Origin of the sequence: Streptomyces afghaniensis, assembly GCF_044327915.1 — a bacterium.
GTDB classification, from domain to species: Bacteria; Actinomycetota; Actinomycetes; order Streptomycetales; family Streptomycetaceae; genus Streptomyces; species Streptomyces afghaniensis.
In genome coordinates this window covers 551,115-564,068 of the sequence record NZ_JBIRGJ010000007.1, presented here as the reverse complement: position 1 = coordinate 564,068, position 12,954 = coordinate 551,115, and the positions used below count along the sequence as shown (strand labels likewise).

At 72.2% G+C, this 12,954-nt stretch carries 13 protein-coding genes; 3 read left to right on the top strand and 10 right to left on the bottom strand.

Annotated features, from left to right (window positions below; genetic code table 11):
• The first annotated feature begins 35 nt into the window (after positions 1–35).
• Together ACH4G3_RS28365 and ACH4G3_RS28360 are read left to right on the top strand one after the other, a co-directional pair.
• Positions 36–1,661, top strand: a complete 1,626-nt coding sequence (locus tag ACH4G3_RS28365) for a SpoIIE family protein phosphatase (protein WP_397627155.1) — start codon at positions 36–38, stop codon at positions 1,659–1,661.
• Positions 1,662–1,696: 35 nt separating this feature from the next.
• Complete coding sequence (locus ACH4G3_RS28360) at positions 1,697–2,053, top strand: 5-carboxymethyl-2-hydroxymuconate Delta-isomerase (protein ID WP_037673691.1); 357 nt, start codon at positions 1,697–1,699, stop codon at positions 2,051–2,053.
• A 36-nt stretch (positions 2,054–2,089) separates the two neighbouring features.
• Here ACH4G3_RS28360 and ACH4G3_RS28355 read toward each other — a convergent pair whose 3' ends face one another.
• The 3 genes from ACH4G3_RS28355 to ACH4G3_RS28345 form a co-directional block, all read right to left on the bottom strand.
• Positions 2,090–2,779 (bottom strand): TetR/AcrR family transcriptional regulator, encoded by a 690-nt coding sequence (locus tag ACH4G3_RS28355; protein WP_397627154.1) that lies wholly within the window; start codon positions 2,777–2,779, stop codon positions 2,090–2,092.
• Between the two features lie 73 nt (positions 2,780–2,852).
• On the bottom strand, positions 2,853–4,775 hold the full coding sequence (locus ACH4G3_RS28350; protein WP_397627153.1) for a hypothetical protein: 1,923 nt from the start codon (positions 4,773–4,775) through the stop codon (positions 2,853–2,855).
• Positions 4,776–4,824: 49 nt separating this feature from the next.
• Complete coding sequence (locus ACH4G3_RS28345) at positions 4,825–5,370, bottom strand: tetratricopeptide repeat protein (protein WP_397627247.1); 546 nt, start codon at positions 5,368–5,370, stop codon at positions 4,825–4,827.
• 128 nt (positions 5,371–5,498) lie between these two features.
• Between ACH4G3_RS28345 and ACH4G3_RS28340 the strand changes: the two genes are divergently transcribed.
• Complete coding sequence (locus tag ACH4G3_RS28340) at positions 5,499–5,930, top strand: hypothetical protein (RefSeq protein WP_397627152.1); 432 nt, start codon at positions 5,499–5,501, stop codon at positions 5,928–5,930.
• A gap of 68 nt (positions 5,931–5,998) precedes the next feature.
• Here ACH4G3_RS28340 and ACH4G3_RS28335 read toward each other — a convergent pair whose 3' ends face one another.
• The 7 genes from ACH4G3_RS28335 to glnII form a co-directional block, all read right to left on the bottom strand.
• A complete protein-coding gene (locus ACH4G3_RS28335; protein WP_397627151.1) occupies positions 5,999–7,582 on the bottom strand; it encodes a DUF1996 domain-containing protein in 1,584 nt (527 codons plus the stop codon).
• Between the two features lie 203 nt (positions 7,583–7,785).
• Entirely contained in the window at positions 7,786–8,439 is a 654-nt protein-coding gene (locus ACH4G3_RS28330) for a LuxR C-terminal-related transcriptional regulator (protein ID WP_397627150.1), read from the bottom strand.
• A complete protein-coding gene (locus tag ACH4G3_RS28325) occupies positions 8,424–9,689 on the bottom strand; it encodes a sensor histidine kinase (RefSeq protein ID WP_397627149.1) in 1,266 nt (421 codons plus the stop codon). The genes ACH4G3_RS28330 and ACH4G3_RS28325 overlap by 16 nt, the downstream gene beginning before the upstream one ends.
• Before the next feature lie 52 nt (positions 9,690–9,741).
• Complete coding sequence (locus ACH4G3_RS28320; RefSeq protein WP_397627148.1) at positions 9,742–10,767, bottom strand: NAD-dependent epimerase/dehydratase family protein; 1,026 nt, start codon at positions 10,765–10,767, stop codon at positions 9,742–9,744.
• 75 nt (positions 10,768–10,842) lie between these two features.
• Complete coding sequence (locus ACH4G3_RS28315) at positions 10,843–11,448, bottom strand: winged helix-turn-helix domain-containing protein (RefSeq protein WP_397627147.1); 606 nt, start codon at positions 11,446–11,448, stop codon at positions 10,843–10,845.
• A 117-nt stretch (positions 11,449–11,565) separates the two neighbouring features.
• Positions 11,566–11,688 (bottom strand): hypothetical protein, encoded by a 123-nt coding sequence (locus ACH4G3_RS28310; RefSeq protein ID WP_086025076.1) that lies wholly within the window; start codon positions 11,686–11,688, stop codon positions 11,566–11,568.
• A gap of 164 nt (positions 11,689–11,852) precedes the next feature.
• Positions 11,853–12,884 (bottom strand): glutamine synthetase, encoded by a 1,032-nt coding sequence (gene glnII / locus ACH4G3_RS28305; RefSeq protein WP_397627146.1) that lies wholly within the window; start codon positions 12,882–12,884, stop codon positions 11,853–11,855.
• Positions 12,885–12,954: the final 70 nt, after the last annotated feature.

Sequence of the window (12,954 nt, the reverse complement as noted above, 5' to 3'; positions counted from 1 at the left end):
CCCACCCACGTACGCCCCGAGGCGCCCAGTCGAAGATGGACCGCAACGGCACGCAGCACAGCCCCGGCACCACCGTGCTGGTCGTGGACGACGTCGCGGCCAGCCGGTACGCCATGGGCGCGGTGCTGAGCCGCGCCGGCCACCGGGTCGTGCCGGTCGCCAGCGGCGGCGAGGCGCTCGTCGAACTCGACGTCCGGCTGCGGGACGGCACCCTGCCCGACGTGGCCCTCGTCGACGTGGGCCTGCCGGACATGAGCGGCTTCGAACTGTGCAGGCGGGTCCGGGCCCGGCCGCCCATGGCCGCCCTGCCCGTCGTGCACTTCTCCGCCGCCGCGACCGCGCCCGGCGACCGGTGCCGGGGACTGGACGCGGGCGGTGACGCCTATCTGACCGTGCCCGCCGAGCCACAGGAGATCCAGGCCGTCGTACGGGCCGCCGTGCGCGGGGCCCGGCGCAGCACGGGCGCCGAGACCGCCGTCCACCGTCTGACGCTGCTGTCCGAGGCCATCGTCACCGTGCAGACCGCCCGCTGCCCGCGGGAACTCGCCGCCGCGGCCGCCGACGGCGCCGCACGCCTCACCGCCTCGCCCGCCGTGGTGTTCGTGATCGGCCCGGACGGCGAGCCGTACCGCGGCACGGCCCGTTGCCGTCCCGCGCCCGCGGACAGCGGCGCCCACCAAGCGGCGGCACGGCTGATCACCCGGCTCGCGGAGGACCGCACGGGCGTCCACAGCACGGTCGTCCCCGCGCCGCTGTGGCCGGCCGGGATCTTCCGGCCGGGCGTCGAGGAGGACGCCCGGCTGACCGTGGCGACCGCCCAGGACGGCCGGACGGCGGTCTGTCTCGCCACACCCGTACGGCGGGCCGCGATCACCGACCCCGCGGCCGACGGGTTGCTCGCCCGCCTCGCCCAGGCCTGTGCGCTGGCCGCCGAGCCGCTGCTGCTGTACCGGGTGGAGCGGCACGTCGCTCTGACCCTCCAGCGCAGCTTCCTGCCCCAGCCGCACAAGCTGCCGCACCTGCCCGGCGTCGACATCGTCGTCCGCTACGTGCCCGCCTCCCGGCAGACCGAGATCGGCGGCGACTTCTACGCCGCCCTGCGCACCGGCGAGGGCGTGCTCATCGCGGTCGGGGACGTCGTCGGGCACTCGCTGGACGCGGCCACCGTCATGGTCGAGATCCGGCACGCGCTGCGCGCCTACTGCGTGACCGAGAGCGACCCGGTGGTCCTGGCCGAGCAGCTCGACCGGATGCTCCAGCGGTACCACCCCGACTTCACGGCCACCGTGTGCCTGGCCCTGGTCGACCCCGGAAGCGGGCGGGTGCGGATCGCCAACGCCGGGCACATCCCCCCGCTGATCCTGCGCGAAGGGGGCGGTGCTGAGTACGTCGACGCGTGCGGTCCGCTGCTCGGGCTGGGCCTGGAACGGCCCGCGCCGACCGAGCGGCGCCTGGCCCCCACCGACCGCCTCCTCATGGTCACCGACGGCCTCATCGAGACCCGCGGCACTCCCCTGGAGACCTCCCTGGAACAGCTCCGCACGGCCGCCGCCGACGCCCCGGCCGGCCTCGACACCCTCTGCGACGTGCTGCTCGGCTGCTTCGGCCGGGACCGGGAGGACGACATCGCGATGCTGGCCCTCCGGTTGGGGCCTGTCTAAGGTGAGCCCGTTGCCCGCCCAGAACAGGAGTGCTCATGCCGCAGATCACCGTCGACTATTCCGCGGACCTCGCGGACGGCTTCGACCGGCCCGGGTTCGCGAAGGCGCTGCACGAGGCGACCGTCGAGATCGCGGCCGCCAAGCCGCCGGCGTGCAAGACCCGGTTCCGCCGGACCGAGGACGTCGTGGTCGGCCCCGAGACCGGGGGACACGCCCATGTGCACGTCCACATCGCGCTGCTCCCCGGCCGCACCGAGGAGACGAAGGCCCGGCTCACCGAGGCCACCCTGGAGTTGCTGCGCACCCACCTGAAGGCCGCCGAGGGACGCGTGCTGCACGCCTCCGCCGAGGTGCGCGAACTGGACGCGTCCTACCGGAAGTTCGAGAGCTGAGAAATCCGGGAGCTGAGAGGTCGGGGGCGCGCCGTCTCAGGTCGCCAGCGCCAGCAGGCGGCCGGCCAGCTGGGCGAACGGGCCGTCGGCCGGTTCCTCCTGGGCGATGCGGCGCATCAGGGCACCCATCTCCGCGTCCTGGGCGGCGCTGACCGCGGTGAGCGCGGCGAAGTCGTGGACGAGCTGGACCTCCAGCTCGGCCCGCGGGATACGCCGGCCGTCCAGCCAGATCAGCGCCGTCGACTCGGCGAGCGAGATCCACGAACGCACGACCAGTTCCAGCCGCGCGGGCGGATCGGTCACGCCCAGATGCGAAAGGATCTGGACATAGGCGGCCTGCCGTACGGAGTCGATGAGCGCGTTGGTCGTCGAGGAGCCGACCGCCGGGCCGCCGCGCATGAGGGCGGAGAAACCGGGGCCGTGCTCGTCCACGAAGTCGAAGAAGCGGCGCATCACCCGCAGCAGCCGCGCCCCCAGCGGCCCCTCGTGCGGCTCCACGAAACGGGCCGCGAGATCGTCCGACGCCCGCTTCAACGCGGCCTCGTACAGGCTGAGTTTGCCGGGGAAGTAGTGGTAGACCAACGGGCGTGAAATGCCCGCGGCCGACGCTATCTCGTCGATGGAGACCTCGTCGGGCGAGCGGCGGCTGAACAGTTCGAGGGCGACGCCGATCAACTGCTGCCGCCGCTCCTCGACTCCCATTCTGCGGCGAACCCCGGTAGTCATGCGAACACCTTACCGATCGATTCCGGCCTTGAACGGATCGGATCGATCAGGGATGTTCACCCGGGCCCGTCGGTCAGCGCAGCCCGCCGATCGAACGCCCGTCCCGCAGCGTGCCCTTCAGCTCGGCCCGCGCGCCCCGCTCCGCCGGCACCGTCAGCAGACTGGTCTGCGACGACCCGGCGACCCCGCCGGTCGCCCGGACCGACGCGGTCTCCCGGCTGCCGGCGGCCAGCAGGTACCAGTCGCCCGCCTTCGACTTCCACAGCACTCCGGCCAGGACGTGCGGTTCGCGCGCCCCGCACGCCGGGACGTTCTCGGCCTTCGCCGCCACCGCCCCGTACGTACCGCCCGGCGTGTGGAACTGGGCGAGCACCCGCGACCCGCCGCCCCGCCAGGTCTCGGCCCGGGTGCACACCCACGCCGCCGAACCGCTCGCGTCCGGCAGCGGCTGCTCGTTGAACGCCCAGGCGTTGACGCTCCGCACACCCGCGGAGCGCACCGTGCCCAGCGAGCAGGCGAACGGCTCCCAGGTGCGCAGCGCCCTGGCGCCGGACGCCTCGCCCGGGGATCCGGGCCGTCCGGCGGTGAGCCGGGCCGGGACCAGTTCGCCGAGGTCGGTCAGCAGCCGCGTCCGCGTGCCGTCGGTCAGTTGCAGCACGTTCCACGACGTGCACGCGCCGGACCGCAGGACCGGGCTGGCCAGCGGCGCGGTCACTCCGTCGGTGAGGGTCAGGTCCATCGCGCCGGAGCCCGGCTTCATCAGGTCCCGCTCGCCCGCCTCCTTCACCCAAGGGGCGGTCAGATAGCGGACGTTGCCGTCGGCCCGGCCCAGGACCACCGCGCCCGCTTCGGCCCGGCCCGCGCCGTCGACCCGTGCGAAGTCGAGAGCGGCGCCCTGCGTGCCCTCCTTCGGCTCGGCGTACCGGGCGATGCGCAGACCGTCGTAGAGGATCACCACGCGTGCCGCGTCGACCGTCCCCGCGTACAGCAGCTGGGGCGGTCCGGCCGGGCCGCCGGACGCGGTGCCGGGCGTCGCGGAGACCCGGACCGTCTCGCCGGGGCGGGCCCAGACGGCCAGGGCGCGGCGCAGCAGGGCCGAGTCGCCGGTGAGATCACCGCGCGCCGGCCACACCGAGAAGTCGGTGCGGGCCGAGCCGCGCCACGCGGTGGGGGAGGCCCGGGTCAGTTTCGCCGGGTCCAGGGCGGCCTGGGCGGCCGGGTTGCGCGCATACGGCGGTGCGGCGGCGCCGTCGGGGCCCCAGCCCTCGCCGGGCAGACCCAGCAGCGCCCCGCACACCAGCAGCGCCGCCCCGGCGGCCAGCGCGGCCTTCAGGTGCTGGCGGCGCCGCATCAGGTCGGTGGGGCGGGCCTGCAGCGAGCAGGGGTCGAACTCGGGGGAGTCGAGCAGCCCGTACTGCGCGGGGACCCCGTCGGCCTCCAGCAGCGCGCCGTCCGCGTCGGCGACGCCCGCGGCCGTGAGCACCTTGCGTACGCCGTCGTCCGTCAGCCGCTCCAGGCCGCGCAGCGCGTAGGCGGCCCGGGCCGGTCCGGACAGGGTGGACAGCCGCTGGTCCAGGGCGAGTTCGTCGGCGCCGCCGGAGCGCGGGAACAGCTTCAGGCCCCACACCTGCGGCAGCACCGGCGGCAGCTGGGACCGCCTGGGCCATGCCTTGCGCTTCAGCGGCAGCCCCGCCTCCAGTGCCGTACGCAGCACCTGCAGACGGACCAGGGCGTAGCCCGGGTCGCCGTCCCGGCCGGTCGACTGGGCGGGGATCACCGGTGCCGGTGTGCGGTTGCGGGGGAGTGCCCGCTGGGTGAGGGCGTGTGCGGTGAGGACGCGCCTGCTGCGGCCCAGGTTCGGCGGCAGCACCAGATAGGCGAGCCGCACGAGCCGCGGATAGTGCTCGACGAGCGCGGCCTCGGCCTGCTCGACATCGACGACCGGGCCGGCGGGGGAAGGGGGCGCGGGGCGCTGGGCGACATCCTGTGACTGCACGTTCAGCAGAACGAGCGAATCGGGGGATGGTCACCTGACAGCGGGGGCGTCACGCCCCCGGCGACTCCCCGGGCTCCACGAGCAGCCGGGCGTAGTTCGCCATCGACCGCTGGTAGCGCGGCAGATGCGGGGCCAGGGCTCCGAGGGCCAGCGACAGCGCCTCGCGGTCGCGGCCCAGGCTGGACAGGCACAGCGCGAGCGTCGCGCGTACGGGGTCGTCCAGCTCGTCGGACGGGGCGTCCAGCTCGGCTTCGAGCAGCTTGACGCCCTCCGCCGCCTGCCCGATGTTCCGCAGGGAACTGGCCAGCTGGATCTTCGTCCGGCGGGTCTTGTAGGGGCTGATGTCGGCGAGGCCGAGGTCGAGCGCCTCCCGGTAGAGCGGGACCGCCTTGTCCGAGTGGCCCGTGGAGTCCCAGGCGCAGGCCTGCTCGAACGGCCGGAGCGGGCTGCCCTCCGGCAGCTCGGCGACGAGGGTGTCGACGTCGGCCCGGAAGCGGGCCTCGTCCTCCTCGGTTTCGGCGTAGTCGTCGAACCGGTCCCACAGAGCGGCCACGCGATCTTCCCAGTCCTGGTTCACCGGGACACACTCGCACAGGAGTGCCTACGCCGGCACCCGGATTTGAGCGCTGCGCCCGCCACAGCCGTATCGAAGGCGAGAGCCTCTTGCCGGGGCTCCGTGCGGCATGCGTCCGGACCGTGCCGTGACAAGGACCGGAGGAACAGATGAGGGTGACCCGACCGATGCTCGCGCTGAGCGGCGCGGTGGCGATACTGGCGCTGGCCGGCTGCGGATCCGGCGGCAAGGACGAGGCGGCCGTGCCGGAGGCGGTGACTGGCAGCCTGGAGCACATCGCGGCAGAGGCCAAGTGCAAGCCGAACATGCAGACCGACGCCGACGAGATCCGCCAGGCCCTCTGCAAGAAGGGCAAGGAGAAGTACGTCCTCGCCACCTTCGCCACCGACCGCGGCCAGCGCGAGTGGCTGAACGGGGCGAAGGACTACGGCGGCTACTACCTGGTCGGCCGCAAATGGGTCGCCATCGGCGAGAAGAAGACGGTCACGGCGCTCCAGGGCACCATCGGCGGGACCATGGAGGAAGGCTCCGAGCACATGAACCCCGGCGGCAGCCACAACAGCGGCAACCACCACGGCTGACCGCGTGGACCGGGCAAGCGAAAGCCGGCGGTGGGAAATCCCACCGCCGGCTTTCTACCGCGTGCTTACTACTGGCAGTCCTCGCCGTTGTTGATGCACTGGACCATCTCGTTCATCACGTTCTCGTCGAAGAAGTTGATGAAGTCGTTGTGGTCGGTGATCGCCTTGTGCAGCTGCTCCGGGAAGGAGTCCACCGCGAAGGCGTTCTGCACCTGTCCGTTGTTGATCTGCGGCGCCTGAACGTCGTAGACCAGGCGGACCTGGAGCTGGGGGATGGCCTGGAAGCCGTTCGAGCAGCTGCCGTCCGCCTCCACGAAGTCCACGTGGGTGCGGTGGTTGGCGCTGTCGATGTTCTGGCCGTCCCAGCAGCTCTGGAAGTTGGACGTCCGTACCACGGAGCTGCCCTCGGGGCAGAGCGGGTACTTGTCCGTCACCTGCCGGTCCTCGAAGCCGGTGCAGCTCCAGGAGGTGTTGGCGTTGTTCAGGCCGTTGGTGAAGGCCTTGGCGTCACCGGTGATGATCCGCAGGGCCTTCGGCATCGCGACGACGTCGCTGGTGCGGTTGCCGACGAACTTCAGCTGGGCCTCGGAAGGCTCGACGATCTTGCCGACGTTGCCGTCCTGGCCACCGCCGGGCTGACCCGCGTCGATGTCGTCCGAACCGTCCTGGATCCGCAGGACCGGCCAGAAGTACGACGACTTGTCGCCCTGGTTCTGGCAGGTCGTCTCGGCGTTCGCCAGGTCCTCGTCGCTCGCGAAGGCGTTGTTGCTCTGGTTGCCGACGTAGTCGTGCTGGTGCTGCGCACCGTTGGACACGCCCGGCGCCACGATCACGTTGTCCGAGTTGCGGTTCTCGTTCTCGTTGGTGCCGCAGTTCGTGGTGAACGAGCCCGTGGAACCACCGTCGCCGTTCGCCGCCAGGCCGTTCGGCAGGTTGCGGGAGTTGGGCTGGACGTCCTCGATGTTGATGAAGTCGCCCGCCGCGGGGCCGTTGCCGGCCTGACCGCCGTTGCCGCCCTGACCCTGGTCCTGGCCCTGGTCCTGACCGCCGTCCTGGTTCTGACCGCCGTCCTGGTTCTGACCGCCGTCCTGGTTCTGACCGCCGTCCTGGTTCTGGTCCTGGCCGTCCTGGTTCTGGCCGTCGTTGTTCTGACCGTCCCCGGCGTTGCCGTCGTTGGTGTTCGCGTCGGCGGCCATGCCCTTGCACTCGGCCATCTGGGCGAGGTTGTCCGGGGCCTGTCCGCCCACCCGCCGGATGTTGATGCCGATCCGGTCGATGGCCGCGGTCCGCTTCGACTTCAGCGGGCCGAGGATGGCGTTGTTGACGAAGCCCGGGTCACCGGCCTGGGCCTGGCGCGTGGAGGCGAGCCGGGTGTAGGCCTCGCTGATCTGCTTGTCGAGGTTGGCCAGCTCCTTGTCCACCCCCTGGCGCGCACCGTCCGGCACATCGGTCAGCTGCTGTCCTACGTCCGGACACTGGATCGTGGCGACCTGTGCGCCCGCGGACTTCGTCTGGTTCGCCGAGTTCTCCTCGTGCGCCGAGGCGTAGAAGTTTGCCCAGATCAGCCCGCCCCCACCGAGCGCTAGGGCCGCCGATGCGGCTATGGCCTTGGTGGCCATCGGCGTCCGGCGTTTTCTTGTGTTGCGTCCCATGGAACTCCTCTGACTTCCTTTTTCGGGGGCATCGAGGCGCCCGACAGGAGTGAAGCGGCTCCCTTCCATACGGAGGCCGTCCCAGGGGTGTTCAGATGTCTCGGAAATTGATGCGAGATTCGTGAGGGAGCTGTGTTCTCAACAGCCCCTCACACACCGGGAGTTGTTGATCTCCGACCGTGGGTGAACAATCCGGTCCGATTTCACCGGCCGTGGTCGAGATACGCGAGAACCGCCAGCACGCGCCGGTTGTCGTCGTCCGAGACCTCCAGTCCCAGTTTGGCGAAGATGTTCGCGGTGTGCTTGGCGATCGCCCGTTCCGTCACGACCAGTCGGCCCGCGATCGCCGCGTTGGACCGGCCCTGCGCCATCAGCTCCAGCACCTCTCGCTCCCGGGGCGTCAGCCGGGCCAGCGGACGGTCGTCGCCCGACTGCCGCGCCAGCAGCTGCTGGATGACCTGCGGATCCATCGCCGTACCACCGGCGGCGACCCGCCGCACCGCGTCCACGAACTGCTCGGCGTCGAACACCCGGTCCTTCAGCAGGTATCCGACGCCGCCGCTGCCGTCGGCCAGCAGCTCCCGCGCGTACAGCTGCTCCACGTGCTGGGAGAGCACCAGCACCGGCAGCCCGGGCCGCTTCCGGCGGGCGTCCAGCGCGCACTGCAGCCCCTCGTCGGTGTGCGTGGGCGGCAGGCGTACGTCGACCACGGCGACGTCCGGCGCCAGTTCGGCCAGCGCGGCGGCCAGTTCGGGACCGGACTCGACGGCCGCCGCGATCTCGAAGTCGTGCGCCTGGAGCAGCCGGACGAGTCCGTCGCGCAGCAGGAAGAGGTCTTCGGCTAGGACAACGCGCAAGGGATCTCCATGGTGACCATGGTGGGACCGCCCGCGGGACTGCCGACGGCCAGGACGCCGTCGAATGTACCCAGTCGCCGCTCGACCCCGGCCAGCCCCGAACCGGCCCCGATCACCGCACCTCCCTTGCCGTTGTCGGTGACGGTCGCCCGCAGATGGCCGTCCGCGTGGTGCAGGTCGACCCAGATCCGGTCGGCGCCGGAGTGCTTCACGGCGTTGGTGAGCACCTCGCTCACGGCGAAGTACGCGGCCGACTCCACGGGCGCCTCCGCCCGCCCGGGCAGGTCCACGTTCACCTCGGTCGCCACCGGCAGCCGCAGCGCCAAGGCCCGTACGGCGTCGCCCAGTCCGCGCTCGGCCAGGACCGGCGGATGGATGCCGCGCACCAGCTCGCGCAGTTCGGTCAGCGCCTCGACCGAGGACCTGCGGGCCTGCGCGATCAGCTCCCTGGCCTTGGCCGGGTCCTTGTCGAGGAGCGCCTCGATGGTGCCCAGGTCCATGCCGACCGCGACCAGCCGGGCCTGGGCCCCGTCGTGCAGGTCCCGTTCGATGCGCCGCAGTTCGGCGGCCGAGGTGTCGACGGCGTCGCGCCGCGTCTCGGTCAGCACGCGCACCCGCTCGGCCAGTTCGCGCCGGCCCGAGCCCAGAACGGCCTGGGTCAGCCGGAAGTGGACGTCCAGCAGCAGCGGGGTGAGGAAGTGCGCGAAGAAGAGGATCACCAGGCCCAGAGCGGCGGCACCGAACGCCGACAGCTGCCCGGTGACCTCGACGAACCCGTACCAGTACCCCTCGGGAAAGACCCGCCACAGCCCGGCCGCGAGCGCGAACCCCTCCAGCGGGTACAGCCACAGCGCGGCCGGCAGCAGCGCGGTCAGGAACCCCGCCGTCATGTCGACCGGGAGCCACATCAGGTCCCGCCAGGTCGCCGGGTCGCCCAGCATCCCGAAGGTGCGCGACCACGGATTGGCGTCCTTCGGCAGCGGCCGGTACGCCGGAGGTATACGCACCCCGCCCCACTCCGCCGCGAGCACCCGCCGCCAGTCGGCGAACGCCCGCACCCCCTTCAGTACGTACGGCGTCGTGACGAGCCCGATCCCGATCGGGATGAGCGCCATGGACACCAGGGACAGGGCGAAGCACAGCACCGCCCCCGGCAGGGAGACGAGGGCGACCCCCAGCCCCCGCACCGCGGCGAGTGCGAGGCCCCGCCCCTTCGTACGCCCGTTGCCGCTTTTCGTGTCGATGGTCATGGCGTCAGTCTCGCCGAGCGTGGATGCGGGGTCACTGGGGCGGAACACCCGGTCACGGGGTGGTGTTACGTACACCTCCGCCGGCTGCGAGCACCTTGGCCTCCACCTCCGGGTCGAGGCCCGGGTGAGGCCGGTCCGGGCGCTGTGGCGCGGCGCCGCCGACGTCCTGGAGCCACCGCCAGGTGTCGGCCACCGTCTCCTCGACGGGCCGGCAGCTCAGCCCCGCCGCGACCGCCCGTGAGACGTCCCTGTTGTGCAGGGCGTCGTGCAGGTCACTGCCCGGCGGCACCCACACCGGCAGCTCGGTCCACGGCTGGATGCCCGACTGGAGGATCACCTCCGGTTCGGTCCACCGGAGTTCGGCCGCGCCGCCGGTGACCCGTACGCAGGTGTCCAGCAGCTCACCCATCGTGGTGTGCCCCGGCGGACTGACCAGGTTGTACGGTCCGCTCAGCTCCCGCTCCGCCGCGTGCAGGACCCACCCGGCCAGGTCACGGACGTCCACGTACTGCAGAGGCAGGTCGCGCGGGCCGGGCGCCAGCATCGGGCCGCCGCGTGCCGTGCGGGCCAGCCACCAGGGCAGCCGGCCGATGTTCTCGTACGGGCCGAGGATCAGCCCGGCCCGTGCGAGCACCGACCGGTCCTCGCCGAAGGCGTCCAGCACGGCCAGTTCACCACCGCGCTTGTCCTGTGCGTACGCGGTCTGCTCCGCGTCGGCCGACGCCCCCTCCACCAGGGGCGCGTCCTCGCCGTACCCGGCGGGCCGGGCCCATGCGTACACCGAGCAGCTCGACACGTACACGTACCGGCCGGCGCGGCCCCGCAGCAGCCGCGCCGCGTCCCGGACCGCCCGGGGCGCCGCCGACCAGGTGTCGACGACGACGTCCCACTCGCCCGGGTCCTCGGCGAGGGCGGCCGGCCCGCCGGGCTCGGTGCGGTCGCCGAGCAGTGAGCGCACACCCGGCGGCGCCTCGTGCCGCCCCCGGTGGAAGACGGTCACCTCCCAGCTCCGCCGCAGGGCCGCCTCCACGACGGCCCGGCCCACGAACTCCGTACCACCCAGCATCAGAAGTCTCATGCCGTCGACTCTGCCCGCCGGGGCGGCGGAACGGAACGCCCCTCTGCCGTCAGCAGACGGGCGGGCACCAGCGGCTCAGTGACCCGCTGGAGGCACGTACTTGTAGCCGACCCGCCGCACCGTGCGGATCGTGTCGCGGTGCTCGGCACCCAGCTTGCGGCGCAGGCGGGCGATGTGGACGTCGACCGTACGGCCGTCGCCGACGTGCCCGTAGCCCCACACCGTGCCGACCAGCTGGTCGCGGGTGTGCACCCGGCCCGGGTGCGCCACCAGGTGGGCCAGCAGCTCGAACTCCAGATACGTGAGGTCGAGCGGCCGCCCGGCCACCTCGGCCGTGCGCTGCACGGTGTCGACGCGGATCGGCGGCTCGCCACGCGGCTCGGAGCCTGCGGGCCGTGCGGTGCCTTCGGGACCGGCGGCCTCGGGCCGGTCCGTCACAGCCACCGGGAACGGCGGCTGCTGGTCGGCCGGGACGAGCACCAGATAGCCGATCATCGGCGGCTGCCCGGGGAGCGTGGGCAGGGTGTGCTGCGGCGCCGGCAGCCAGGTGGCGCCCGGGGGCAGCAGATCCGCGACCGTCACCACCTCGTCCCGGTCGACGGCACGCAGCCGGTGCCGTGGCCCGGTGGCCGACGGGGCGTTGAAGGGGGCGGCGGTGGACAGGGAACGAGTGGTCGCCATGAGAGGTCAGCTCTTTCGCGCGAGGAGTTCGTCGGGGAGGTCGACGGCCGCGAGTTCGTGGTCGGGCTCGCCGAGGACGTACGCGGTTCGCGCTGGCCGAAGGCCGGGGGTACGGCTTTAGAGGGCCGGCGCGTTCGTCGCGCGGCAACACACCCGGTCGAAGTCGTGGTGCTGACGGGACGGCCAGAAGGGCTCGAGGTCATGGCGACCCGTCGCGGTGTGCTTCTGGTAGCTGGCCATGGGGCCATTGAAGCAGACCGGTGCCGGGTGCCGGGACCCTCCTCTCACAGCTTGGACACCGGCCGGGAGGCGGACGGTCGCCCGGGCGTGCGGACGGCCCGCTGACAACGCGAGGGGGCGCCCACCGCGAACGGTGAGCGCCCCTCAGGAGCCTTGCGGGTGGATCAGACCTGGCCGGCCTTCTCCAGCGCCGAGCAGCAGGTGTCGACGAGCAGCCGGGTCACCACGTACGGGTCGACGTTGGCGTTCGGGCGGCGGTCCTCGATGTAGCCCTTGCCGTCCTTCTCGACCTGCCACGGGATACGGACCGAGGCACCGCGGTTGGAGACGCCGTAGGAGTACTCGTTCCACGGGGCGGTCTCGTGCAGACCGGTCAGGCGGTCGTCGATGCCGGCGCCGTAGTTCTTGACGTGGTCGAGCGGCTTGGAGCCCTCACCGAGCGACTCGGCCGCGGTGATGATCGCGTCGTAGGACTCGCGCATCGCCTTGGTGGAGAAGTTGGTGTGCGCGCCGGCGCCGTTCCAGTCGCCCTTCACCGGCTTCGGGTCCAGCGTCGCGGCGACGTCGAAGTCCTCGGCGGTGCGGTACAGCAGCCAGCGGGCCACCCACAGCTGGTCCGAGACCTCCAGCGGGGCCAGCGGGCCCACCTGGAACTCCCACTGGCCGGGCATGACCTCGGCGTTGATGCCGGAGATGCCCAGGCCCGCCTTCAGGCAGTTGTCCAGGTGCGCCTCGACGACGTCACGGCCGAAGATCTCGTCGGCGCCGACACCGCAGTAGTAGCCGCCCTGCGGGGCCGGGAAGCCGCCCTTGGGGAAGCCGAGCGGGTAGCCGTCCTTGAAGAAGGTGTACTCCTGCTCGATGCCGAAGATCGGCTCCTGGGCCGCGAACTTCTCCTCGACCTCGGCCAGCGCGGCACGCGTGTTGCTGGCGTGCGGGGTGAGGTCGATGTTCAGGACCTCGCACAGGACCAGGACGTCGTCCCCGCCGCGGATCGGGTCCGGGCAGGTGAAGACCGGCTTGAGGACACAGTCCGAGGCGTGGCCCTCGGCCTGGTTGGTGGAGGACCCGTCGAAGCCCCAGATCGGCAGCGCGTCGAGACCGGCGGGGGAGCCCGCGATGATCTTGGTCTTGGAACGCAGCTTGGCCGTCGGCTCGGTGCCGTCGATCCAGATGTACTCAGCCTTGAAGGTCACGGGCCACATCCTTCGGGGGTGTGTCTGGGCGCGTATCGCGGGTGCTTGCGGCGCTGCGGCACTGGGGCGC

Bases quoted from the DNA above. Each gene is read 5' to 3' on its own strand.
- ACH4G3_RS28365 (WP_397627155.1), top strand. From the start codon at position 36: ATGGACCGCAACGGCACGCAGCACAGCCCCGGCACCACCGTGCTGGTC.
- ACH4G3_RS28360 (WP_037673691.1), top strand. From the start codon at position 1,697: ATGCCGCAGATCACCGTCGACTATTCCGCGGACCTCGCGGACGGCTTC.
- ACH4G3_RS28355 (WP_397627154.1), bottom strand. From the start codon at position 2,779: ATGACTACCGGGGTTCGCCGCAGAATGGGAGTCGAGGAGCGGCGGCAG.
- ACH4G3_RS28340 (WP_397627152.1), top strand. From the start codon at position 5,499: ATGAGGGTGACCCGACCGATGCTCGCGCTGAGCGGCGCGGTGGCGATA.
- ACH4G3_RS28335 (WP_397627151.1), bottom strand. From the start codon at position 7,582: ATGGGACGCAACACAAGAAAACGCCGGACGCCGATGGCCACCAAGGCC.
- ACH4G3_RS28325 (WP_397627149.1), bottom strand. From the start codon at position 9,689: ATGACCATCGACACGAAAAGCGGCAACGGGCGTACGAAGGGGCGGGGC.
- ACH4G3_RS28320 (WP_397627148.1), bottom strand. From the start codon at position 10,767: ATGAGACTTCTGATGCTGGGTGGTACGGAGTTCGTGGGCCGGGCCGTC.
- ACH4G3_RS28315 (WP_397627147.1), bottom strand. From the start codon at position 11,448: ATGGCGACCACTCGTTCCCTGTCCACCGCCGCCCCCTTCAACGCCCCG.
- ACH4G3_RS28310 (WP_086025076.1), bottom strand. From the start codon at position 11,688: ATGGCCAGCTACCAGAAGCACACCGCGACGGGTCGCCATGACCTCGAG.